Source organism: Acinetobacter sp. NIOH-H-8 (assembly GCF_046635365.1).
Lineage (GTDB): Bacteria > Pseudomonadota > Gammaproteobacteria > Pseudomonadales > Moraxellaceae > Acinetobacter.
Genome location: NZ_JBHDVN010000002.1, coordinates 1 through 23,432 on the forward strand (window position 1 = coordinate 1; position 23,432 = coordinate 23,432).

At 41.6% G+C, this 23,432-nt stretch carries 21 protein-coding genes, 2 rRNA genes, 1 pseudogene and 1 riboswitch; of the genes and pseudogenes, 12 read left to right on the forward strand and 12 right to left on the reverse strand.

The features are described 5' to 3' along the window. A 23S ribosomal RNA gene (locus tag ACEWB7_RS01410) occupies positions 1-179 on the forward strand; the annotation flags it as partial. Positions 180-413: 234 nt separating this feature from the next. After that, a 5S ribosomal RNA gene (gene rrf, locus ACEWB7_RS01415) occupies positions 414-528 on the forward strand. 150 nt (positions 529-678) lie between these two features. Here the strand turns inward: rrf and ACEWB7_RS01420 are convergent. From ACEWB7_RS01420 to ACEWB7_RS01445, 6 genes are all read right to left on the reverse strand, one after another. Next, the gene (locus tag ACEWB7_RS01420; RefSeq protein WP_166138226.1) at positions 679-1,257 is read right to left on the reverse strand and encodes a lytic transglycosylase domain-containing protein; all 579 of its coding nucleotides are present in this window, start codon (positions 1,255-1,257) and stop codon (positions 679-681) included. A gap of 213 nt (positions 1,258-1,470) precedes the next feature. Further along, positions 1,471-1,959 carry a GNAT family N-acetyltransferase gene (locus tag ACEWB7_RS01425; RefSeq protein WP_166138223.1) on the reverse strand — a complete coding sequence of 163 codons (489 nt, stop codon included), beginning with the start codon at positions 1,957-1,959 and terminating at the stop codon, positions 1,471-1,473. A gap of 106 nt (positions 1,960-2,065) precedes the next feature. Further along, positions 2,066-3,265 (reverse strand): acyl-CoA dehydrogenase family protein, encoded by a 1,200-nt coding sequence (locus ACEWB7_RS01430; RefSeq protein WP_312308701.1) that lies wholly within the window; start codon positions 3,263-3,265, stop codon positions 2,066-2,068. Between the two features lie 23 nt (positions 3,266-3,288). After that, positions 3,289-4,575, reverse strand: coding sequence for an acyl-CoA dehydrogenase family protein (locus ACEWB7_RS01435; RefSeq protein WP_312308746.1), 1,287 nt, complete (start codon positions 4,573-4,575; stop codon positions 3,289-3,291). A 252-nt stretch (positions 4,576-4,827) separates the two neighbouring features. Continuing rightward, complete coding sequence (locus ACEWB7_RS01440; RefSeq protein WP_005235905.1) at positions 4,828-6,201, reverse strand: ABC1 kinase family protein; 1,374 nt, start codon at positions 6,199-6,201, stop codon at positions 4,828-4,830. 156 nt (positions 6,202-6,357) lie between these two features. After that, positions 6,358-6,666, reverse strand: a complete 309-nt coding sequence (locus tag ACEWB7_RS01445) for a hypothetical protein (RefSeq protein WP_312308704.1) — start codon at positions 6,664-6,666, stop codon at positions 6,358-6,360. Between the two features lie 201 nt (positions 6,667-6,867). On the opposite strand from ACEWB7_RS01445, the gene ACEWB7_RS01450 reads away from it, so the two are divergent. The 7 genes and pseudogenes from ACEWB7_RS01450 to ACEWB7_RS01480 all read left to right on the forward strand — a co-directional run bounded on the left by ACEWB7_RS01450 (position 6,868) and on the right by ACEWB7_RS01480 (position 13,478). After that, entirely contained in the window at positions 6,868-7,254 is a 387-nt protein-coding gene (locus ACEWB7_RS01450; RefSeq protein WP_312308706.1) for a lysozyme inhibitor LprI family protein, read from the forward strand. Positions 7,255-7,451: 197 nt separating this feature from the next. Then, positions 7,452-8,462: a 50S ribosomal protein L3 N(5)-glutamine methyltransferase gene (gene prmB / locus ACEWB7_RS01455; protein ID WP_104426049.1), complete on the forward strand. Its 1,011-nt coding sequence runs from the start codon at positions 7,452-7,454 to the stop codon at positions 8,460-8,462. Between the two features lie 12 nt (positions 8,463-8,474). Further along, the gene (aroC, locus tag ACEWB7_RS01460) at positions 8,475-9,569 is read left to right on the forward strand and encodes a chorismate synthase (protein ID WP_180014728.1); all 1,095 of its coding nucleotides are present in this window, start codon (positions 8,475-8,477) and stop codon (positions 9,567-9,569) included. Positions 9,570-9,633: 64 nt separating this feature from the next. Next, a pseudogene (locus tag ACEWB7_RS01465) lies at positions 9,634-10,155 on the forward strand (GNAT family N-acetyltransferase). Between the two features lie 61 nt (positions 10,156-10,216). Continuing rightward, a complete protein-coding gene (locus tag ACEWB7_RS01470) occupies positions 10,217-10,651 on the forward strand; it encodes an Imm44 family immunity protein (RefSeq protein WP_312308709.1) in 435 nt (144 codons plus the stop codon). A gap of 160 nt (positions 10,652-10,811) precedes the next feature. Beyond that, complete coding sequence (locus ACEWB7_RS01475; RefSeq protein WP_312308710.1) at positions 10,812-11,720, forward strand: AEC family transporter; 909 nt, start codon at positions 10,812-10,814, stop codon at positions 11,718-11,720. Positions 11,721-12,011: 291 nt separating this feature from the next. After that, a riboswitch (glycine riboswitch) is annotated at positions 12,012-12,099 on the forward strand. Between the two features lie 134 nt (positions 12,100-12,233). After that, on the forward strand, positions 12,234-13,478 hold the full coding sequence (locus tag ACEWB7_RS01480; RefSeq protein WP_312308712.1) for a D-amino acid dehydrogenase: 1,245 nt from the start codon (positions 12,234-12,236) through the stop codon (positions 13,476-13,478). A 192-nt stretch (positions 13,479-13,670) separates the two neighbouring features. Here ACEWB7_RS01480 and ACEWB7_RS01485 read toward each other — a convergent pair whose 3' ends face one another. Then, complete coding sequence (locus ACEWB7_RS01485; protein ID WP_312308713.1) at positions 13,671-14,324, reverse strand: hypothetical protein; 654 nt, start codon at positions 14,322-14,324, stop codon at positions 13,671-13,673. Between the two features lie 99 nt (positions 14,325-14,423). On the opposite strand from ACEWB7_RS01485, the gene ispF reads away from it, so the two are divergent. Beyond that, the gene (ispF, locus tag ACEWB7_RS01490; protein ID WP_034171374.1) at positions 14,424-14,912 is read left to right on the forward strand and encodes a 2-C-methyl-D-erythritol 2,4-cyclodiphosphate synthase; all 489 of its coding nucleotides are present in this window, start codon (positions 14,424-14,426) and stop codon (positions 14,910-14,912) included. A gap of 2 nt (positions 14,913-14,914) precedes the next feature. On the opposite strand, the gene ACEWB7_RS01495 is transcribed toward ispF, so the two are convergent. From ACEWB7_RS01495 to ACEWB7_RS01505, 3 genes are all read right to left on the reverse strand, one after another. Further along, positions 14,915-15,439: a protein tyrosine phosphatase family protein gene (locus ACEWB7_RS01495; protein WP_125278644.1), complete on the reverse strand. Its 525-nt coding sequence runs from the start codon at positions 15,437-15,439 to the stop codon at positions 14,915-14,917. A gap of 64 nt (positions 15,440-15,503) precedes the next feature. Beyond that, on the reverse strand, positions 15,504-16,595 hold the full coding sequence (locus tag ACEWB7_RS01500) for a 3-deoxy-7-phosphoheptulonate synthase (protein ID WP_125278643.1): 1,092 nt from the start codon (positions 16,593-16,595) through the stop codon (positions 15,504-15,506). Between the two features lie 127 nt (positions 16,596-16,722). Continuing rightward, on the reverse strand, positions 16,723-17,613 hold the full coding sequence (locus ACEWB7_RS01505; protein WP_208462255.1) for a sulfite exporter TauE/SafE family protein: 891 nt from the start codon (positions 17,611-17,613) through the stop codon (positions 16,723-16,725). A gap of 408 nt (positions 17,614-18,021) precedes the next feature. Between ACEWB7_RS01505 and lpxB the strand changes: the two genes are divergently transcribed. Beyond that, entirely contained in the window at positions 18,022-19,194 is a 1,173-nt protein-coding gene (gene lpxB / locus ACEWB7_RS01510) for a lipid-A-disaccharide synthase (protein ID WP_411580359.1), read from the forward strand. Here the strand turns inward: lpxB and ACEWB7_RS01515 are convergent. Then, positions 19,183-20,133 (reverse strand): AraC family transcriptional regulator, encoded by a 951-nt coding sequence (locus tag ACEWB7_RS01515; protein ID WP_312308714.1) that lies wholly within the window; start codon positions 20,131-20,133, stop codon positions 19,183-19,185. The two genes, lpxB and ACEWB7_RS01515, sit on opposite strands and share 12 nt — an antisense overlap. A gap of 188 nt (positions 20,134-20,321) precedes the next feature. On the opposite strand from ACEWB7_RS01515, the gene ACEWB7_RS01520 reads away from it, so the two are divergent. Next, positions 20,322-21,536, forward strand: coding sequence for an alkane 1-monooxygenase (locus ACEWB7_RS01520; RefSeq protein WP_312308715.1), 1,215 nt, complete (start codon positions 20,322-20,324; stop codon positions 21,534-21,536). Positions 21,537-21,592: 56 nt separating this feature from the next. Here the strand turns inward: ACEWB7_RS01520 and ACEWB7_RS01525 are convergent, their stop codons facing one another. Further along, positions 21,593-23,416 (reverse strand): acyl-CoA dehydrogenase, encoded by a 1,824-nt coding sequence (locus ACEWB7_RS01525; RefSeq protein ID WP_312308748.1) that lies wholly within the window; start codon positions 23,414-23,416, stop codon positions 21,593-21,595. Between the last annotated feature and the right edge of the window lie 16 nt (positions 23,417-23,432).

The following is a 23,432-nucleotide window of genomic DNA, read 5'->3' on the forward strand; positions in this document are numbered from 1 at the left end:
TGTTCGGAAGGGATAACCGCTGAAAGCATCTAAGCGGGAAGCCTACCTCAAGATAAGATTTCCCCGAGACTTTATGTCTCCTAAAGAGCCGTTGAAGACTACGACGTTGATAGGTTGGATGTGGAAGTGCAGTGATGCATGAAGCTGACCAATACTAATTGCTCGTGAGGCTTGACTATACAACACCCAAGCAGTTGTATATAAAGCATCAATTGATTTCATATTGATCTAATGATCAGACAAAAACTTGATTTAGTTAAGCTAATCGAACAAATGAGAGTATAATTAAGCACTGCTTAGTTCTACTTGCAAGAACTCAGATACATCTGTTAATGCATTCTATTTGAAGAAAGCTAGGCAAACGAAGCGCAAGCAACGTAGATAAGACCATAGCGAGTAAGCATACCAGTTGTGCTGGCGACCATAGCAAGAGTGAACCACCTGATCCCTTCCCGAACTCAGAAGTGAAACCTCTTAGCGCTGATGGTAGTGTGGGGTCTCCCATGTGAGAGTAAGTCATCGCCAGCTCATTATTCCAAAAGCCCTCTGCTCACGCAGGGGGCTTTTTTTATAGAAAAAATAAAGATGAAATAGAAAAAGGCTTAAATAAATTTAAGCCTTTTTATTTATGGATTAATATTTCTGGAATGCATTTAATTAATCATTAGTACGTTCTAATTACATCGATTTTTTAAGTTGCTTCTGGTGCGTTAAAACTTCTTTAGCATATTTTTTGCCTTGTTTACGCATTTTCCGATCTTTCTCATAGGCAGTAGGGCCTACATTATAATAGCCCAGCGCTTTTTCTAGGCTGCCACTAGATTCCTGATAACGTGACAGAATATAACTCCCACATCCAATATTTATTGCTTCATTAAATAAATCAGGTCCACATGTAGATTGCCAATAACGCGGAACAATTTGCATAAGACCCACAGCACCTGCAGGTGAAGCGACCTGACTGCGATAGGTAGATTCCTGTCGAATCACGGCTGCTACTAGCAAGGGATCTAGACTATGTCTTTCGGCATTTTGAATAATTAAAGGTGAAACGCGAGTAGCAGTTATCGCAGGCACAGCATATGCAGTCTGAATTCCTTGAGACAGTTTAGCAGAGCGTTTTTCTAAGGAATTACCTCCTAGTGAGGAGCAAGCACTTATTAATATTGTACTTAAACCAAGTATCCCAATTTTTAAAGTAGTAGGATTTAAGACCTTTAATAATGAATAGTTTTTGCCAGAAAATTTGCCCAACAACTTTCAGCTTCCCTGTATTTTTAAAATTAGATTGATCTTAGGAAGATGTATGAAAATCGTCAAGAAATTAGATGATTTGTTTACAAAGACAAATTAGATTTTATTGAATAATGAATTTTTTATGAAGAATTGTTTAAAGAAAAGCCAATTAACAGTCGAATTTGTATCTCAGGCTTTTCTTTAAAGTGTATGTGTTTAGATGCACAAGAAAGCTTAGTCTAAAGTTTTTAGCATCCAGATTTCACAAGCTGCACTATGACCTGTATTGCCTTCGGGATGATCGAGATGTTCAAAACCTAATTTTTCGTAAAGCTTCACTGCCTGCCAAAGACTTGCAGTAGTCTCAAGATAGATTCGTTTAAAGTTCTGCTCATGAGCAAAGTCAAAGGTCAGATTTAAAATCTTTTTTGCAAATCCATAACGACGAATAATGGGTAAGAAATACATTTTCTGTATTTCTAGAATACTCTGATCACCCTGTAATGGCGCAATACCTCCGCCACCAAAGACTTGATCCTGCTCATCGATAATGACCCAATAAGCTGCATTTGGCTGCTGATATACTTCATACAGGTTATCCAAAATTGAATCACCGACAGCAAAGCCGGACTCTGCTGCAAGCCCGAATTCTACGGAAACTTCACGAATAATCTTGGCAATTTGAGCATTATCTTGAGGTTGTAGAGGACGAATAGAATACATAGATTATGACATAAAGAAGGATGGAAATTTTATAGACCGAAAATCATAAAAAATCTATCCTTTTTGTTGATTCATTCTTTAATGAAGCGGTATTTCCAGTTTTTTATTATTTTAATTCACTTGAAGATTTACCTAGTTCACGTCGAGCAATAATCAGTTGCTGGATCTGTTGAGTTCCTTCGAAAATATCTAGAATCTTGGAGTCACGTGCCCATTTTTCTAAAAGTTCTGCCTCGTTATAGCCTACAGACGCTGCTAATTCGACACACTTCAAAGTGATTTCATTCGCGATACGACCCGCCTTGGCTTTAGCAATAGAAGCTTCACGGGAATTAGGCTTACGATTATCCGCCATCCACGCAGCTTTTAACATTAATAAACGGGCAGATTCCCATTCGGCTTCCATACGATAAATCTGCGCTGCAATATTCGATGTTTGTAAAAAAGGCGTATTGTACTCAGGGTCTAGCTGATCCTTAAAAATTTCCTTGATTCTCTCTAAAGAAGCTTTAGAGCAACCAATTGCCATCGCTGCAACGAGTGGACGGGTATTATCAAAAGTTTCCATCACACCAGCAAAACCTTTAGCCACATCAATTTCAGCATGTCCAAGTAAATTAGCAGCAGGTATACGACAATCGATAAAACTAATTGCAGCCGTATCCGAGGCTTTAATACCTAGCTTATGTTCCAGACGCTCGATTTTCATGCCGGGTGTGCCTTTGGGTACGACAAAGGACTTGATCGCAGCACGGCCAAGTTTTTTATCCAAAGTCGCCCAGACCACAACCGCATCTGCACGTTCGCCAGAGGTGACAAAGATTTTTTCACCATTGAGGATATAGTCATCACCCTCTTTAATGGCAGTGGTACGAATGGCAGCTGAATCCGAACCACAGCCTGGTTCAGTAATCGCCATCGCTGCCCATATACCATGAAAGCGTTGCAACTGTTCGTCATTAGCAACGGCAGCAATGGCTGAATTTCCTAACCCTTGACGCGGCATGGATAAAAGCAGTCCGGTATCACCATAACACATTTCGACAATACTAAGTGCAGTGGACATATTTACGCCATTTTTATTGCTTTCATCGCTATCACCGCGTTTATTGACCGCAGCTCCTGCATTCATGCCTTCGCTGCCTTGGTTCATACCATCGACGACAGAGGCAAGCATATCCAACTCTTTCGGATAAGCATGTTCAGCTTTGTCATACTTGCGTGAAATAGGGCGGAGTACATTCAGGGCAACTTCATGTGCCTGATCAATCAGCAATTTGAATTTTTTAGGATTTTGCAAGTTCATTTATTTTTTTCCTTATTCTTTGCTCAGGCATGAAGGCCAGAATGTACGATTGCTGTTGCTCTTAAGTCCCGATACCAGCGTTCTACCGGATGTTCTTTGGTGAAGCCATGTCCGCCGAGAATCTGTACGCCATCTGTGCCAATTTTCATGGATTTTTCTGCACAGAGCAGACGGGCCAGATAAGCTTCTCGATGAAAGTCTTGACCAGATTCTGCAAGACTGGCGGCATTCAGGATCAGCATTTGCATGGCATCAATTTCAATCGCCATATCTGCAATCATAAAAGCTACACTTTGCCGATGGGAAATTGGTTCACCAAAGGCTGTCCGTTCATTGGCATATTGCACACAGTATTTTTTAACCGCTTCACAGGTACCGACCGCCATGGCACACCACATTAAATTGCCTAGATCAAGAAAAGCGGTGTAATCAAAATCGTCATCTCCCAAGCGTTGTGCCGGTGTGTTATTAAATTTGAGATTCACAGTTTGAGTGGCTTTCAAGCCCATAGCCGGAGATTTTTGTGCAGTAATGGTATTATTGCGTTGCACAATAAATACTTCGGTTTTGCCATTCAGATCTGCACTGACCAGATAGATATCAGCAGTTTCTCCGAGCATCACCAAGGTTTTTTCACCATTAATTAAATAGTGATCTCCATTCGAGGTTGATTTAGTTTTTAACTGATAAGGATTAAAGGCAGCTGTTGCTTCTTGTACTGCGAAGGTGGCTTTAAGATGCGGATCATCGGCAAATGCAGTCAAATACTCAGTCTGAACCTGTTCTGAACCCCAACGGGTAATCGCATTAATCACACTAAAGGTAGAAAGCAGACCAGCAGTCAGACTGAAATCACCTTGAGCCAACTGTTGAGCCATCAGGACATTGCTGACGATATTCTGTTCTGCAGCTACACCACCTAAAGCTTCAGGCAGCGCATAAAAATTAAGACCCAGATCAGTTGAATATTGCCAGAGTTCCTTTGGGAAGATTTCATGATGATCTGCATCATGTGCCAAAGGATAAAGGACTTCACTGGCAAACTGCTGCATCGCCTCACAGGTCATTTGCTGTTCTTCAGTCAGATTCAGATCGAACAGGGATTTAGACTGATGTGGTAAGCGTTGTCTTTGAATTTTCTGACCAGATTTCAGGATTTTCTGAGTCTGGCTGAGTGTTTTAAAACCTGCTTTAGAGCTTTGATAAAGAGATTTTTCTAAAAATTTACGCAGCTTTAATTGGTCGAGTAAATCACTTCCTGCCACTTTGGTCAGGATGGACAAGCCAAATCCTTGTGCTTTGTTCACCATATTGTTCATTCTAATTATCCTACGGGGTGTTATCTTATTTGCCTGATGTTGACATGCAGTTCTAGAAAAAACCATGTCATCAATGACATGAATCATTGTCAATTTATAATTAAAATAAAGAGGGGATTTGAAGAATTAAAATATTGAAACTAAATAGAAAAATAAAATAAGAAAAATTAGGTTTTTATCAAAAATTGACCCGAATGACAAAATCATCCGGGTCTTATATAAGGCTAATAATAACTTAGTCGATTAGAGATGACGTTTAATCATTGCACGTACATTAGTTTTCGCATCAATCACTGTCATGAAGGTATAAGCGCCGATGAACTTACGGCTGATAAACATAAATTCTTTAGGCGGTACACTGAAATAACGTGAAGCCATGGATTTAGAAGCCTGTTGCATCACACGGCTATGAAGCTGACTTTTTTTCCAGTTATAGCGGTCATGTTCATCCATCACGCCTGGAGGCAAGTCTTTATTGTTCATTGGCGAGCTGAAGGCTTCTGTAGCTAATAGGAAGACTTTCGCCATATCCGGTTTGATGCTAGGCGGAATAGAATCAAAGAATTCATAACCGGTCATGGCTTTCACCATCATGTCTGAATCATGATGATAACCGGCCTGGATCAGGTTACGCGCTACATTGAGTAGATGCTGGTCAAACTGACGGATTGCACCGAAGTCGAGAAGCACAATCTTGTCCTGAATATTTTCGCCATCCCCTAGACGTACCAAATAATTGCCGAAATTCGGGTCAGTCTGCATCTCACCCCATTCAAAAATCTCACGTACTGCGATTTCAAGGGAAGCCTCACCCAGTTTATTACGACGTTCCTGTGGTAGAGACAGCATTACTGGACTATTGATGGGTACACCACGTTCAAAGGTCATACACAGAACACGGTCAGTACAATAGTTATCGATGATGGTCGGTACGATATATCGTGGATCATTTTGCAGACGTTTACAGAAACGACGGGTCGTATCCGCCTCAATTTTATAATTGACCTCACGATGCATCATCTCACGAACTTCATCGAACCATTGATCAAATTCACGGGTTTGCGGCACCATACGGGTCAATTTGAGCATGTTCTTAAACAGGCTCATATCAGAATCAATAGCCTCAGCTACACCCGGGTACTGGATTTTAAGCACCAGTTCCATGCCATCTGACTTGCGTACAGCACGGTGAACCTGAGCCAAAGAGGCGGTACCTAGGGGCTCATGATCAACCGTCAGATCATCTAGCTTGGAACCTAATTGCTGTTGTAATTGGGCTTTGATCGCCGGCCACGCCAAAGCAACTGTTTTATTATTTAACGTATTTAAGGCTTGAGTGACCTCTTCTGGCAGAAAATGTTCGCCATACAGGGCCATCATCTGGCCAATTTTGACAATTGAACCTTTAAGCTTGCCAATTTCTGCAACCAGATAATCGGCCTGTTCTTTCATGGCTTTTTTGCGTCTTCTTTCTTTTTCTTCTTCACTCGAGAACATAGAACCCGCACTGGATGCTGCCCAGCGCGTACCTGCCAGCAAAGATGCCTTTGCGATCGATAAGCGTCGATCCATTGAGGAAGTTTTCAATTGTTTAAGCTTATCGTTCTGATCTGACATGTAAACTCAATCCTTTTATCAGCATAAAGCGGAATAAATCATTGTAGTGGATATTACCGTGTCTGCACGTATTAAAAAAGTTTAAGCCGCTGAATTCACGGTGAAAATCTCGGCAAGAGCATATCGCTTGCCGTTTTGACCAGTGTAGGGTGAATATTATGACATTTGAAATTGAATTTTTAATTCAGATCGTTGTTGTAACTGTTGTTTATTTGTTTGAATATGTTGATGAATTAGGTTCTGGACTGTTTCATGCATAAAACCCAGCGCATAACCCTTCACAATAATGATGCTTGGCAAACTGAAAAACAGGTTTTTGGCATCTTCCGGTGTCGCGCTACTAAATACGCCTTGCTGCATTAATGTGGTTTGTAAAAATACCTTTTCCTGCTGCACCTGACTGGATAACTGGTCATTCCAGTAGTTCTGGCGCATGGCCATAAGATTGTTGTGCTTATAGCTCATAAGATCTGGGCTCGTTTGGACATCATTGCCGAATTATATGCGGCCATAAAATCAAGTTTCAACCAAAGAACTGTGACATCTTTTTAAGCGAGAAAAATATAGGATTTTATCAAGGACTCAGTTAGTATCAGGCAATAATTTAAACAAGATTCATTATTCAATATTGATTGGAAACAAGCCAGTTTTGGTGAAGGGGATACTATGCGTTTTGCATGTTTATTAATGGCAGGTTGTTTGGGGACGATGGCATTACAGGTTCAGGCGGCTACAGGTTATTCTCAGGAATATACCCAGTGCATGAACTTTAGTTATGGCAATACAGCTAAACTGCAGAAATGTGTGAAAAAAGAATTAAAAGCACAGAATAAACGTCTAAAGAAAAACTATAAGACTTATCTGAAATTGAATGCGGGTTATCGTAATAATATTCGTGATCAGCATACAGTGTGGGAACGCAAACTGTCACAGCAATGCAAGCTGACCATGAATACTCAATATGCCCAGATTAAACAGGGTCAATGTGTGCTGGAGATGGTAAAAGATCAGGCGAATTTGTATCAATTGCGTTCTTATCGTGCCGGTGCTTAAACTGATTTTAAGTTAATAAGTCCTTCCGGAAATAGAGATAAATCTTAAAAAGCAGGATTCTAATCTGTCTGAAATCCAGAAGATCTGTCATTGATAAACCATGGAGAATTCGGGTTTTTCATGGTTTTGGCATTATAAAAGACCTCAAAACAAGGTATCATAAGGCGTTCTAAAAAATGACCTTGGAGACGCCTTAAGTGGATCGACCGACTATTAGCCCTGAACATTTGCAGGAAGCCGCTGAAAATTTAACTACCATTCGTGATTTTATTCGTTTTGGGGTTACAGCATTACGTCAATACGATGCGCACTTAGGTCAAGGTACAGAAGATTATTTTGCTGAAAGTTCAGCGCTCGTTCTACAAACCTTGTCACTGGACTGGAATGCAGATCCTGAAATTCTGGACTCTAAATTATTGCCAAGCGAAGTGGCTGAGTTCTTAAGCTTGCTGGAACGCCGCATTAATGAACGTGTTCCAACCTCTTATTTATTGAATCTGGCCTATTTCTTCGGCAAGCCATTCTATGTCGATGAGCGTGTTCTGATTCCACGTTCGCCAATCGTTGAGCTGATTGAAAACCGCTTTGCTCCTTATTGCCTGACTGAAAATGGTGAAATGGGCGCGGCAGTAAATAACCTGCCAGAAAACCCGAATCCAAAAACTCCACAACGCATTCTGGATATGTGTACCGGTTCTGGCTGTATCGCGATTGCATTGGCCTATGCTTTCCCGGATTCAGAAGTGGATGCAACCGATATTTCTAAAGAAGCTTTGGAAGTGGCGCAGATTAACTGTGAACATCACAGTAAGCAGTACCAAGTAGCGTTACTTGAATCTGATCTGTTCGCTAAAATTCCAGCTGAAAACCAATATGATCTAATCGTATCTAATCCTCCATATGTCGATGCAGAGGATATGGCTGATCTTCCTGATGAATTCCATCATGAGCCAGAGCTGGCATTGGCTGCTGGTCAAGACGGTCTGGATCTAGTACGTAAGATGCTGGCTCAAGCAGCTGATTACCTAACTGAAGACGGTTTAATCGTGATTGAAGTGGGTAACTCTGAATGGGCGATGAAGCAAAACTTCAATACCGTTGATTTCCACTGGTTACAGTTCCAACGTGGTGGTTCAGGTATTTTTGCACTGACTGCAGCCCAATGCCGTCAATATCGTGATTTATTCATTCAATCTGTTAATTCATAAGGAGTCGTTGACATGGCAGGTAATAGTATAGGGCAACTCTTCCGTGTAACGACTTGTGGTGAATCTCATGGTGTTGGCTTAATGGCCATTATTGATGGGGTTCCACCAGGGATTAAACTGTCTGAAGCCGATTTGCAAAAGGATCTGGACCGTCGTAAGCCGGGTACATCGAAATTTGCAACACAGCGTAAAGAACCAGATGAAGTTGAAATTATTTCAGGTGTGTTTGAGGGTAAAACCACCGGAACTTCAATCGGTCTTTTAATCCGCAATACGGATCAGAAATCGAAAGATTATGGCAATATCGCGCAAACTTTCCGCCCGGGTCATGCAGATTATACCTATACCCAGAAGTATGGTTTCCGTGATTATCGTGGTGGTGGGCGTTCAAGTGCGCGAGAAACTGCGATGCGTGTTGCAGCGGGCGCGATTGCCAAGAAATTCCTGTTTGAAAAATTCGGTATTGAAATCCGTGGTCATGTGACTCAGATCGGTACTGAAAAAGCAGAAAAACTGGACTGGAATGAAGTTCCAAATAACCCGTTCTTCTGTGGTGATGTTGATGCGGTGCCGCGCTTTGAAGCATTGGTAACTTCATTACGTGAGCAAGGCACAAGCTGTGGCGCACGCCTTGAGATCATTGCTTCTAAAGTGCCAGTGGGTTGGGGTGAACCAGTATTTGATCGTTTAGATGCTGATATTGCCCATGCCATGATGTCAATCAATGCCGTGAAAGGCGTGGAAATTGGTGATGGGTTTAGTGTCGCTGAGCAGTTCGGTCATGAAACCCGTGATGAACTCACAACAGATGGCTTCCTGGCGAACCATGCTGGCGGTATCTTGGGTGGTATTTCTAGCGGTCAGGATATTCGTGTTTCGATTGCGTTGAAACCAACGGCTTCCATCACAACTCCGGGTAAAACCATTACCATTAATCGTGAAGATACGGATGTCCTGACCAAAGGCCGTCATGATCCTTGCGTGGGTGTACGTGCAACCCCAATTGCTGAAGCGATGCTAGCAATTGTTTTGATGGATCACTTCATGCGCCATCGTGCACAAAATGCCGATGTCGTTGCGCCGTTTGAGCCAATTGAACCTAAATAATTTGCTTTATAGAAGCAAATGAAATTAAAGTCAGGCTTCGGTCTGGCTTTTTTATATTTATAAAATGAAAAATAACAATATTCGTTTAGCCCAAGCTACGGACATTCAAAGCATTGTTAAGTTGATCAATACAGCTTATCGATCTAATTTGGGCTGGACGCATGAACATGACATTTTTTTAGGTGATCGAATTAATGAGGCTCAGTTAAGTGAACTTTTAGCACGGCCTGATTTCGAACTTTATGTCTTGGAAAATAATGATCAACTGGTGGGTTGCATTGGTCTGACACACTTGCCAGATTGTTTTGAAATCGGCAGTTTTGCTATTGACTCAGTTCGGCAAAATTCAGGTTATGGTCGAATATTGTTAGATTTTGCTGAATAATACTCCAGAGAAAAAATACCTTTCAAAAAACTTAGAATGTCTGTTCTTAATGTTCGCATTGAATTAATCGCGTATTATGAGCGTCGTGGTTATCACCAAACCGGCAAAACAGAGAGTTACCCACTGCATGCAGATGTTGGACAGCCTTTAGTAGATTTAAATCTGGTGATTTTAGAAAAGAGTCTCGAAAAGATTTATTAAGTTATTTGAATCCATTTTTGATTCTAAGTGTGTTTAATAAGAATAATGACAGGATATATGAATGGAAGTATGGTTAAGTGCTGAATTAAGTAGGGAAGTGTTAACAGAAGATCATCTTGATCTCGAAAATAAAGCACGTAACGCAGTAGAAAATGCCTTAAATGCTCAACTACAAAATAAGTCGTATGATATTCCGATAGATAAATGGAAGTGCATTGAAATTATAATGGGAAATGATAGTTTTGATGAACGTATTTTTTATTCATTTAAACGTAGAAATATGGATTTCTGTTTAAGAATTGATCCAACAACTTTTAAGGCAACAGATGATTTAGGCCGTGAGAGACTCATTTTTAGGATGCTCTTAAGAAGCCTGGATTTGTTAAAAGTTAAGTTTGAAAAAGTCCGTCCGAAGCTTGATGCAAAGGTTTATGAGGAGCTTGAAAGACTAAAAAATGATGCACTAAATGTTGCAAAAGATGAAAGTTGGATTTAAAGCGTATTTTAATTAAAGCCAGCGAGAGTGTTTTTTATTTATTATCCATTGAATTTTCCACTATTTTTATCCTGAAACGAGTCGGTTGTTGTATCCTTGCTCATTGACAGGCAATTGAATTGGATGCGATTGCCGCAAAACCCATATCATGAGTTGTTCAATGTTTCAGACTATCTTCACTGTACTGTTTCCGCTTATTGGCCTGATTACTTTGGGCTATGTATTAAAACAAAGGAAATGGCTGGAAGATAGTTTCTGGCGTGGGGCAGAAAAACTCAATTATTTTGTCCTGTTTCCAGTCATGCTGTTTTTAAATCTGGCCATAGCCAAGATTGAAATGGCAGTCATTAAAGATGTGATTCTGGTGGTCTTTAGCCTTATGGCGGTGGTCAGTATTGCTCTATATGTACTGCGCAAGATTTATCAGATTGGCTATGCACATTTTGGGGTCTATGTGCAGGCACTTCTGCGCTTTAACACCTATATCGGACTTGCAGCAGTGAATGCTTTATTTCATCAGCAGGGCATGACCATTTTCGCCGTAGTGATGGTGTTGTGTATTCCACTGGTCAATATTTTATCTGTACTGGCATTTACCCGTAGTTCAGATATGCAGATCTTCAAAATCCTGATTGATCTGTTAAAGAATCCTTTAATTTTAGGCTCTCTTGTGGGTGGCCTATTTAATCTTTCAGGCTTATCACTCTGGGCTGGGTTTGAATTATTCTTAAAACAGATTGCCTTATGCAGTTTGCCGCTTGGCTTGATGTGTGTGGGGGCTGCCTTACAGTTCCAAGGCTTCCAGCGAGATATCTTCCCATTAGGTCTGGCGACTTTTGGACGTTTATTAGGAATGCCACTTGCTGCTTTCTTTGTCTGCCAATTATTTGATATTGATCCTTTAACCACCCAGGTACTGGTGTTGTTTTTTGCTTTACCTACTGCTTCAGCTTCCTATGTACTGACGCGTGTCTATGGCGGAGATAGCCAGTTCATGGCCAGTATTATCAGTATGCAAACGGTAGTCGCGGCTGGATCTCTCATGTTGATTCTTTCCTGGTTAATTTAATTTTAGTACCTAAAAGTCGGTCATATATTAAAGTCTAATATTAAATCAATCCTATAAATAGCCTAAGCAATTATTAACATTATTGCTTTTCTTAAATGCCTTGCATTGCAGCATGACGTAGGAAAATGAGGCAAAAAACCAAATTAAAATCTTAAAATTCGTTTGAAATAGATAGTGTTATTTCTTCTAAATTTATTGAAAATATCGTTACCACTTAAATCACGTGAATTAACATAAATAAAAAACTGTAGTCTCCGATAAGATGGTATATAAATTGCTCAGGATAATAAAAATATTATTGCAGGAGAGAAATGCTACTGCATTCGCCGAAGGAGCAAGGTCCCAGGAAACTCTCAGGCAAAAGGACTGCAATAATATATTAAACTCTGGAGAGAAGTGTTGAATCACTCACCGAAGGGGGAAGGTTGCTGCATACAGCTATGATGCAGTCACCGAAGCTCTCAGGTACACATGACAGATGGGAAAGACATCACATATTGAGGAGAGGTGTCTATGCGTCATGTTATTGTGGTGGGGGCAGGCATTACCGGTGTAACAACAGCTTATGAGCTCGCCTTACTCGGTTATCAGGTCACGGTGGTTGACCGTCATCTTTATCCCGCGATGGAAACATCCTTTGCTAATGGCGGGCAACTTTCTGCCTGTAATGCAGAAGTCTGGAATCAAAAAGCCACTGTGTTGAAAGGCATCAAATGGATGTCACAAAAAACCGCACCGCTATTGCTTAATCCTTCTTTTAGTCTGCATAAATATAGCTGGCTGATGGAATTTCTAGGTCATATTAAAAACTATGAAACCAATACCCGGGAAACGGTAAAAATCGCATTACTGGCCAGAAAACGTCTGTTTGAAATTGCCGAAATTGAGCAGATTGATTTTGATCTGGAAAAGCGCGGAATTCTACATTTCTACCATAATAAAGCTGATTATGATGTCGCAATTAAGGTCAATGATCTGTTGTGTAGTGGTGGTCTGGAACGTAATGCCATCAGCAATGAAGAAATCAAGCAGATTGAACCTGCATTAACTGGAGATTATTATGCCGGGTTTTATTGCCAGAGTGATGCGACTGGAGATATTCATAAATTCAGTACTGGACTGGCAAATGCCTGTATGAAAAAAGGGGTGAACTTCGAATTTGGTCAGGATGTATTTGCGGTCGATCACCAAGCACAGTATATTACGGTTAAATGCAGACCAAGCCCTGAAAATGTGCATGCCAATGCTGAAGATGTGCTCGAGATTCAGGCGGATGCCATTGTGGTATGTGCAGGCGTAAGCAGTTATCAGTTGGCAGATCTGTTGGGTGAGCGAGTGAATGTCTATCCGGTAAAAGGCTATTCAATTACCGTACAGCTGAATGATGAGCAAAGTCAGCAAAATGCTCCTTGGGTCAGTCTGCTAGATGAGAGCGCCAAGATCGTCTTGTCACGTTTAGGTAAAGACCGCTTACGTGTTGCAGGAACCGCGGAATTTAATGGTTATAATCGGGATATTCGTGTTGACCGAATTCAGCCTTTAATTGACTGGACACAACGCAATTTCGATCTGTGTACTGAACATGTGGTTCCATGGGCAGGTCTGCGTCCCATGATGCCGAACATGATGCCAGTGGTGCGTCGTGGTAGACAGGAACGTGTCTTTTATAACACCGGCCATGGACATTTAGGCTGGACATTATCAGCGGCAACCGCAGCTATGATTAGCCAAGAAATAGCTCAGCATTACCCGGCCTAAGTAAATAGCCCGTTTGCGGGCTATTTTAAAGCTCAAAAAATAATTGTTTATTCATTAAGTTCCTTCTACCTGAGCAAGAAGGTTAGGGGGGAAGGGAATCTTTATAAAAACCTCTCCTATAAGGAAAAGGAATTTCTAGTTCAAATTTTTAAATATATATTTAGGAAATCAATAGATAAAAAAGTCGGCTGTTTAATCATATAAACGATAAATACCACTAAAGCGCTCGCAGCCTTTTTGTTCAGTACTGACCGTCAAGATTGCCTTGCTATAGTTAAAGGTATATTTGCAGTCATGCTCATTATCCGTAATCTGGCTTTTAGTTTCCGTCGTGGTATAAGCCAGAAAAGGAATGGTCTGGGTTTCTGCACGATTGTTCGGATTACGGTAGGCGACCCCTTCAATCTTGATGCGGTCTTTCGTCAGCTGATGAATCTTGAGATGAATCGGCTGTTTGGCCATTTGGCCCTGTTCAAACTTGAGATAGTGCTGAGTCAGGCTCTGATTCAAAGAAATATAAATATTGAGGTCATCCAGACGCTGGTCAAATTGCTGTTTAAAGCAGTCCAGCGTTTTACATTGCTGTAAGCGTGTGCTCCATAGTTGCTGGGTATCTTGCAACAAGCGAACAGGCGCATCTGTAATCAGAAAAGCGGTAAAATATTGATCTGTCAGTTTTTCACGCGGTTCAGCTAGAGAGGCTGAGCAGATCTTTTTCATGGCTGCGTTATTGTTATGATGACTGCTACAGTCCAGCGATTCAGCATGAATGCTGCTAGCAAAAAGGCCTGTACCGAGTAAAAGTCCCATTATTTTCATCATATTTATATCAGTTTTCAGTAGCATGATCGCTTATACTTTCACTGTGTTACGCTAGGTCTAACTATAGCGAAATAGAAACGTCGTGTACAAGATTTCAATTAGTTATTTCTAAAGGATATAAAAGTGATTGCACAAATTCGTATTGGTCAGGGACTGGATGTACATGCATTTGAAGAAGGTGATTTTGTCACTCTGGCAGGTATTCAGATTCCACATACGCATGGCTTGAAAGCACACTCTGATGGTGATGTAGTTTTACATGCACTTTGTGATGCTTTATTAGGTGCCTTAGCACTGGGCGATATTGGTCAACATTTTCCGGATACCGATCCGCAGTTTAAGGGTGCGGACAGCAAGGTCTTGTTAAAGCATGTCTATCAGCTAATTCTGGATCGTGGTTATCGCCTGAATAATGCTGATATCACTGTAGCTTGTGAACGTCCAAAGCTGGCTAAACATAATCTGGAAATGCGTCAGAGCATTGCCGATGTTCTGGATGTGGATGTGACTCAAATCAGTATTAAAGCCACAACCACTGAAAAATTAGGATTTACTGGTCGTCAGGAAGGTATTCTGTCTATGGCAACTGTTCTGATCAGTCATTACAAATAACATCAACCGAAGTTATTAGGATGAATCAGGGATAATTCCAGTTCCTGTGTTGCTTTACGGCCTTGCAGCTGTAGGGCAACCGCATGAATTAAACCGGTCCAGGTTTCATTCGGTTCCCAGAGCTGATGCAGATATTCCTGTGCAGTCGGCATGTCCATATCCATATAGTATTGTCGATATAAATACATCAGGCAGCTGACATGATAATTCTGCGTACAATGTACCCAGACCATTTGTTCTTTGACCAGATGATCAATCAGATCCAGTACCAGCAGGCATTGGCTATCCGAAGGGGTTTCCCAGGAGATCGGCAACTGGATATAGTTCAGGCCAAGATCAAGACAAATTTTATCTTCATGTAACAGATGATGATCGCTATCTGTTAATGCCACATTGATTACGGTGGATACGCCGTATTCTTTAATCAACCTTAGTTGTTCAGTTGTCGGCTGACCAGAGCTGAACAGATGGTCATGGATGAACTGAAAATTTTCAATTTGACTTAATGCAGTTTCAATTTCATTCATCAGATAAAATTTTCCTTGTTCAGAAATGAAAACGCCATCTTGTCGATGGCGTTTGTCAGTTCGTTTAACGATTAGGTAAAACGTCCTTCAATGCCTCATGCATGTCAAGCAACACTTTTTCTGTGGTCTCCCAATCGATACAGCCATCAGTCACTGATTTTCCATATTCCAGATCACAAAGATTGGCAGGAATATCCTGACGGCCACCTTTCAGGTGACTTTCTACCATAATACCAACAATTGACTTGTTTCCATCAAGAATTTGTTCAGTAATATTTTTTAAGACAAGCGGTTGTAAGTACGGGTCTTTATTTGAGTTTGCGTGGCTGGCATCAATCATGATCTTGCCGCTGACTTTGGCTTTCGCAAGCGCTGCCTCAGCATCTGCAACTGAACCTGCATCGTAGTTAGGTTTGCCATTACCGCCACGTAGAACCACGTGTGCATATGGATTCCCTGAAGTACGAATCACCGCAACCTGACCTTGGTCATTTAGACCCAGGAAGCTGTGACCATGTTTAACAGATTGCATTGCATTGGTCGCAACAGTTAAGCCGCCGTCTGTACCATTTTTGAAGCCGACTGGTGAAGACAGGCCAGAAGACATTTCACGGTGAGTTTGGCTCTCGGTAGTACGTGCACCGATCGCTGACCATGAAATTAAATCCTGATAGTACTGTGGAGAGTTTGGATCCAGTGCTTCTGTTGCACATGGCAGGCCAAGTTCATTCAGCTCCAGTAACAGTTTACGACCGATACGCAGACCTTTCTCAATATTGAAAGAGTCATTCATATCAGGGTCATTGATCAGACCTTTCCAGCCTACAGTTGTACGCGGTTTTTCAAAATAAACACGCATTACGATATACAGGCTATCTTTTACTTTTTCGCTTAAAGCTTTTAAACGTTCAGCATATTCATGCGCAGCCGCTGGATCATGAATTGAACATGGACCAATCACTACAAAAATACGCTTATCCTTGCCATCCAGGATATTACGAATCGTTTCACGACCATGCAGTACGGTTTGATAAGCAGTTTCAGTCAAAGGTAACTCTGCTTTCAACTGAGCAGGTGTTACCAAAGGAATCATGCTTTGGATATTCACGTCATCAATATCTGATGCTGAAATAGGTTTTGACTGTAGTGTATTCATTGCCGTCACTGGTTTGATCATACAAAAGGTTGTTTAATAGCCTGAATATAACATGAATGATGCGTCACTTTGTTATAAAAAAGATGAATACTTCTTTGAAAAAAAAGTGATGAATCCATGATTTAGTTTAAACAGCAGCTGTTTTTTCTACTGCTGTTACCAATTCAGGTTGGGCGGGTTGTGCCGGTTTTGACTTGACTGGATTCACAATGAAATTCACGCCAAGACAGAACAGGGTAATCCCAAGAATTTTACGGATAATTTTCTCTGGCATACGTGAACTGATCAACGTACCAATTACAATCGCTGGAATCGAACCGCAAAGTAACCAGCCTAATAAAGTAAAGTCTACATTACCTGCACTCATATGGCCCAGACCTGCGACTAAAGTTAGAAGTACGGCATGTACTACATCCGAACCGATAATGCGGATCATGGGTAAATTCGGAAACATGAGGATCAAGGCCATAATACCGAAAGCACCGGCACCGACAGATGACAGGGTCACAAACACGCCCAGTACAATCCCCATGATCACGATCAATACACGTTTATTGCCAGATTTAAAATCAACTTTATCCAGATCCTGAGTCATGTCAGGCAGTTCTTGTTTGCGGTATTTATTAAAGAACTTTTCAATGGAATTGCGGAATACAATAGATGCACCGGTAAGGGTCAGCATAAAGCCCAATACCATAGTCAGCGTTGCTTTATAATGTGTCGATTGACTGAGATAATTCTCAAGGACCCAATGGGTTGCAAATGAGGCAGGGATACTACCAATTGCCAGCCAGATGACAATAGGCCAGACAATATTCATTTTTTTGGCATGAACCAATGAACCACAGAATTTAGAAATTGCGGCATAAAGAAGGTCTGTACCAATCGCGATATGCGGTTCAACCCGAAGCAGTGTAATCAGGATCGGGGTCATCAACGAACCGCCACCGACACCGGTAATCCCAACACAGAAACCTACCAATACACCTGCTAAAATAAATTCAATCGGACCAAACATGCATATATGCCAAAATCAAAAAACGAGCATATCTTATGACTTTTAGATATAAGTCGTTGTCTTGATTATTGATTTGCTTATTCTAAAAAGAGATAAAGACCATAAAATTTAAAGTAATTCATCCTGATTTATATTTTAATTTGAATCATCTAGCACACCTTTCTATTGCTAAGTACGAAAATTGATAAAGATTCTGCAAAATGCCTTTTTATTTATTTGTTTAAAGATCATTCGGTTTAGGTCACTTCTAATTTTTAAGCTGGGCTAAGGCGCGAGCATTGTCCAGATTCCAGTAGTTTTATTATTTGAGATAGCCACGATTTGTGAGTTCAACACTTAGTCATGCTCAAATCACGCTTTATGATAGAATCTGAACGGAATTAATTGGTCTCATTTGAGGGAATACACTTGCAAAATCGGAAGCTTAAAATCGGAATCGTGGTGGGAGAGGTATCGGGAGATACGCTTGGTGCGAAGCTCATCCGTAGTTTTCGAGAGCAGGGTTTTGATGCAGAATTTGAAGGGATCGGCGGGCCGCAAATGCTGGCAGAAGGCTTCAAGAGCTACTATCCAATGGATATTCTCTCGGTCATGGGCATTGTTGAAGTCCTGAAAGATATTAAAAAACTGTTCGCGGTTCGTGATGGTCTGGTCGAGACCTGGACGAAAGATCCCGTCGATCTTTTCATTGGAATTGATGCGCCTGATTTTAACTTAAGATTATCTAAAACACTGAAACAAAAACAGTTACCGATTAAGACCGTGCAATATGTCAGTCCTTCGGTCTGGGCATGGCGTCAGGGCCGGGTACATGGCATCAAGGCCAGTATTGACCTGGTACTGTGCCTATTTCCATTTGAAAAAGCATTTTTCAAGAAATGGGATGTTCCGGCAGCTTTTGTCGGTCATCCCTTGGCAAGCCAGTTACCCCTCAATAATGATCTGGCTGAAGCGCAGTCAGAACTGGGTTTAGATCCTGCACAAAAATATATTGCATTGCTGCCAGGTAGCCGCCGTGGTGAAATTGAACGTTTAGGACCATTGGTACTGGATGCAGCTAAAATTCTACATCAGAAATATCCAGATTATATTTTTCTGATTCCCGCCATTAATGAGATGCGTAAACAGCAGATAGAGAATCTGTTAGCGCAATATCCGGACAGTTTAAAAGCGCATATCCGCCTGATGGAAAATACCAGTAGTGAGTCAAAAATTGGCCGCCAAGTCATGAATGCTTCTAATATCATTGCGCTAGCTTCAGGCACTGCGACACTGGAAGCCATGCTATTACATCGTCCAATGGTAACTTTTTATAAATTGCACTGGTTGACTTATCAGATTGCCAAATTGCTGGTCAAAATTCCTTATTTCTCATTGCCAAATATTATTGCTGGCAAAAAAGTCATTCAGGAATTGATTCAGTCTGAAGCAACGCCTGAAAATCTGGCTGCTGAAATTGAAAAGCTGATGGATATCGAAGCAGCTCAAATTCAGGTGATGCAGCATCTTACTATGCATAAGCAATTGCTTTCCGGCAACAGTGAAGATCCTGTCAAAGCGGTACTAGACTTAGTCCAATAAAGGCGTCTTGCTTTTCTGACTGGCAAGACGATATTGAGTCGGGGTTTGTTCAAACTGTTTTTTAAAGCTTTGACTAAACGCCGTTTCCGAAGAATAGCCTACCAGATAGGCGATCTGCTGGATGCTAAATCCGCTATTTCTGAGATATTGTGCTGCCAGTCGAAGTCGATGCTGTTGTAAATAAGCCAATGGCGGCTCACCAACAATCTGGGTAAAAAGTTGGGCAAATTTGGAACGCGACATATGGCATTGTTCAGCCAGGCTTTCTACGGTCCAAGGCTGTTCTGGTTTGCCATGAATTGCTGCCAAGGCATTAGATAGTTCAGGATGCGAAAGAGCATTCAGCCAGCTCGAAGCATTTTCCAGATTCAAAATATAATCTCGTACGCATTCAATCAGTAAAATACTGACCAGATGATCCAGAATTTTGTCTCGTCCCGGACGAAGTTGCTGGGTTTCCAATGCCAGAAATTGCAAACCAACTTGTAACCATTCTGGTGCTGTATCTCCCAGAATATGCTGGATGTGCAGATATTTAGGTAAAGCACTCAATAGCGGTTTCGCCATCTGGATATCCAGATTGGAACGAATCGCCAAAATAAAACTACGTTCTGCTGAATGGGTGATATTGAGATCCACACATTGCTGTGCATGAGTCTGAAAATAAGAATTGATCGAATGATGTTCAGAAAAATCCGCATTACCGGGACTAGAAATCCGATGGGCAGAACCAGCAGGCAATAACACCAGATCGCCTTGTTGCAGCTCAAGCAGATCGCCATCTTTGAATATTAATTGCGCTTGACCCTGTAATAATACATAAGCCAGCATGGAAGGTTCATACTGATAATCAAACCCGCCTGGATGAAACACATTGAGGTAGAGATATTCGGATTTTTCCAGATGAATATCATCAAAAATTTTACTTAAAGCATCCATGCTTGACTCTATTCTTTTGTTTTAATTCATTTAATTAAATTTAAATAGCCCAGTCTTGTGATTTAAGGCCAAGATTTGGCCTAATGCGCCAAAGACGCTGACATAGTTTTTCTGGACGTTCAATACTGTTCGCTAATGCTGAAATATTCAACTATATGTGCAGAGTAACATAAAAAAGGAGGGTCGCAATGAATGCCCCTGCACAAATTAGCAAAGCTCAGTTCACGCAGGATGCGTCAGCGCTGAAAGGTGTCCAACTGGATAAAAAACGTTTTGGCTGGCTGCTGAGTCCCGGTTTGCCTGTGATCGGTATGGGAATTCTGGCTGGCTATCATTTTGGCCCCAAAGCCACTAAAAAAGTCTTTGCGATGGGTGGGCCTTTATTATTACATGTGATTATCCCAACATTAGATGCTTTAATTGGTGATGATGCCAATAATCCAAATGATGAGCAGATTCAGGCATTGGTCAAAGATCCTTATTATGACCGGATCGTGAAGATGTTTATCCCATTGCAAATGGCTGCCAATGCTTTTGCAGGCTATGTCGTATCCCGTCCTAATGTTTCTCTGGTCGATCAGGTTCTACTTGGCGTTTCTATGGGGGCGATCAATGGAATCGGTGTGAATACTGCACATGAGCTGAGCCATCGCCCTCAGAAAAAAGACCATTACTGGTCGCATGCCAGCCTGATGCCACTGGCCTATAACCATTTCCGGATTGAGCATCCTTATGGACATCATAAACGGGTGGCGACGCCAGAAGACCCGGCATCTTCGAAAATGAGAGAATCCTTCTACCGTTTCTGGCCACGTACCGTATTTGGTGGCTTGAAATCAGCAATTCAGATAGAAAAAAGACGTTTGGAACGTAAAAGTTTAAAATTCTTTAGTCAGGAGAATGAACTGTTTCATGGCTGGGCCATGAGTGCGGGCTATCATGCCTTGATGCTGAAAACGTATGGCAAAAAAATTATTCCTTATACGCTGACCCAAGCCTTTTATGGTATCAGTCTGTTTGAAATCGTGAATTATATCGAACACTATGGATTGAAACGCGGGCAAAAAGCGGATGGAACTTATGAGCGGACCTTGCCCGAGCATAGCTGGAACAATAACAACATCGTGACTAATCTGTTCCTGTACCAGTTACAGCGCCATTCGGATCATCATGCCTATCCAAGCCGGCCATTTCAGGCATTGCGACATTTTGATGAAGCGCCAGATTTACCAAGTGGTTATGCCACTATGCTGATTCCGGCACTGATTCCACCATTATGGTACAAGATGATGGATCAACGTGTGTATCAGCATTATCAAGGCGATCTGACTAAAGCGAATATACTGCCTTCGAAACGTGCCAAACTGCTTAAGAAATTTGGTCTAAAAGACGCTGCAGCTTAATGATGTAAACAAATAAAAAATGCGCCATTCGAGGCGCATTTTTTATTGAGTTTTATTTAGAACCAATCACTCTGCATCTTCAAACAGGTGTCATCGAAGTTCATCAGTAATTTGGCCTGATGTTCAATTTCAGGCAGTTCCCAATGAATAAAATATTGGGCTGCCTGAATTTTACCGGCCAGAAAGGCTTGATCTTCCTGTTGAGAAGATGCGCCAAATCTGAGTTGAGCTTGATTGGCCATTTCCAGCCACAACCACGCGATAATAGTTTTGCCCATCATATCCAGATATAGGCCAGAATTGGCCAAAGTTTCACTAACTTTGCCTTGATGCAGAGCCTGACCTAAAACCTGTGTGGTTTTTTGCACAGTGACAAGATGCTGTTTATAGACATCTGCCAGTTCTGTTAACTTGCTATCCTGAATCTCAGACAAGGTTTTCTGGATGCGTTGCATGAGCAGGGTCAGGCCTTTGCCATTATGCTGCCAGAGTTTACGGCCTAATAGATCCAGAGACTGAATCCCATAAGTGCCTTCATGAATCGGATTAAGACGGTTATCCCGATAGCATTGCTCAACCGGATATTCACGCGTATAGCCCGCACCACCCAAGACCTGGATCGCCAGATCATTGGCTTTAGGACCATAGGCAGAAGGGAAGGACTTGACCACTGGTGTAATGAGATCCAGCAAAATGGCACTCTCTTCATCTTGTGCAGCCTGATGTTCATCAATTAAACGAGCTGCAAATAAGCACAGCGCTAAAGCACCTTCAACATAAGATTTTTGTGCCAATAACATGCGTTTGACATCAGTATGCTCAATGATATTCACGGGCTTGGCATCAGGTGTCTTTTCGTGAACCAGACGACCTTGAGGACGGTTCTTGGCATAGTCCAGAGACTCCAGATAACCACGATAACCGATCATGGCTGCACCGAGGCCAACACCGACGCGCGCTTCATTCATCATCTTGAACATGTATTTTAGGCCATGTCCTGCTTCACCAATTAAATAGCCTAAGCAATTGTCATTTTCTCCAAAGCTTAGCACTGTTGATGTGGTGCCACGATAACCCATTTTATGTAAAAGGCCAGCTAATTGTACATCATTGGATTCACCTATAGTTCCATCTGTATTGGTTTTGAATTTCGGCACGATGAATAGGGAAATACCTTTTACCCCTTGCGGAGCATCTTGGATACGAGCCAGAACTAGATGCACAATATTTTCAGTAATGTCCTGATCACCACCAGAAATAAACATTTTCTGGCCTTTAATTTTGTAGCTTCCATCTGACTGAGGAATCGCTTTAGTGGTCAGATCACCCAAAGAGGAACCCACGTTCGGTTCGGTCATCGCCATAGTTCCGGCAAAGCGGCCACTAAGCATATGCGGCAAGAACATTTGTTTTTGTTCTGGAGAGGCAAAGGCTTGAATCAGATTTGCTGCAGCGGCTGTCAGAAAAGAGTAGGCAACAGTCGAAGGATTCGCTGACATGAAATAGGCATTGCAGGCCATATTCACCAAAGTCGGCAATTGCATGCCGCCGTCTGCGTAATCATGCTGGGCGCAGAGTAGACCAGCATCAGCAAATTGTTGCCATGCTATTTTTACTTCATCAATGGTCTTCACCTGTTTGCCATCAAAGCTCGGTTCATGATGATCAGCCTTGGTATTATGCGGCGCAAAATAATCGGTCGCGATGCCTTTTGCCGTTTCCAGAATGCTATCAAAGGTATTTTTATCATGATCCTGATAGCGTTCCAGTTCAGTTAAGGCTTCGAGTTTGAAGACATCATAAAGCAGAAAATTGAGGTCTTTATCATTAATCAGCTGAGTCACGGTACGGTCCTGAATGTGCAATCCTTGAGATAACATCAAGACTAGCAGTTGC

Bases quoted from the DNA above. Each gene is read 5' to 3' on its own strand.
- ACEWB7_RS01440 (WP_005235905.1), bottom strand. From the start codon at position 6,201: ATGTCAGATCAGAACGATAAGCTTAAACAATTGAAAACTTCCTCAATG.
- ACEWB7_RS01485 (WP_312308713.1), bottom strand. From the start codon at position 14,324: ATGCTACTGAAAACTGATATAAATATGATGAAAATAATGGGACTTTTA.
- ACEWB7_RS01435 (WP_312308746.1), bottom strand. From the start codon at position 4,575: ATGGTGAACAAAGCACAAGGATTTGGCTTGTCCATCCTGACCAAAGTG.
- ACEWB7_RS01515 (WP_312308714.1), bottom strand. From the start codon at position 20,133: ATGGATGCTTTAAGTAAAATTTTTGATGATATTCATCTGGAAAAATCC.
- ACEWB7_RS01480 (WP_312308712.1), top strand. From the start codon at position 12,234: ATGCGTCATGTTATTGTGGTGGGGGCAGGCATTACCGGTGTAACAACA.
- ACEWB7_RS01470 (WP_312308709.1), top strand. From the start codon at position 10,217: ATGGAAGTATGGTTAAGTGCTGAATTAAGTAGGGAAGTGTTAACAGAA.
- ACEWB7_RS01495 (WP_125278644.1), bottom strand. From the start codon at position 15,439: ATGAATGAAATTGAAACTGCATTAAGTCAAATTGAAAATTTTCAGTTC.
- ACEWB7_RS01475 (WP_312308710.1), top strand. From the start codon at position 10,812: ATGTTTCAGACTATCTTCACTGTACTGTTTCCGCTTATTGGCCTGATT.
- ACEWB7_RS01425 (WP_166138223.1), bottom strand. From the start codon at position 1,959: ATGTATTCTATTCGTCCTCTACAACCTCAAGATAATGCTCAAATTGCC.
- ACEWB7_RS01505 (WP_208462255.1), bottom strand. From the start codon at position 17,613: ATGTTTGGTCCGATTGAATTTATTTTAGCAGGTGTATTGGTAGGTTTC.
- ACEWB7_RS01450 (WP_312308706.1), top strand. From the start codon at position 6,868: ATGCGTTTTGCATGTTTATTAATGGCAGGTTGTTTGGGGACGATGGCA.
- ACEWB7_RS01445 (WP_312308704.1), bottom strand. From the start codon at position 6,666: ATGAGCTATAAGCACAACAATCTTATGGCCATGCGCCAGAACTACTGG.
- ACEWB7_RS01500 (WP_125278643.1), bottom strand. From the start codon at position 16,595: ATGAATACACTACAGTCAAAACCTATTTCAGCATCAGATATTGATGAC.
- ACEWB7_RS01525 (WP_312308748.1), bottom strand. From the start codon at position 23,416: ATGTTATCTCAAGGATTGCACATTCAGGACCGTACCGTGACTCAGCTG.
- aroC (WP_180014728.1), top strand. From the start codon at position 8,475: ATGGCAGGTAATAGTATAGGGCAACTCTTCCGTGTAACGACTTGTGGT.
- ACEWB7_RS01520 (WP_312308715.1), top strand. From the start codon at position 20,322: ATGAATGCCCCTGCACAAATTAGCAAAGCTCAGTTCACGCAGGATGCG.
- ACEWB7_RS01430 (WP_312308701.1), bottom strand. From the start codon at position 3,265: ATGAACTTGCAAAATCCTAAAAAATTCAAATTGCTGATTGATCAGGCA.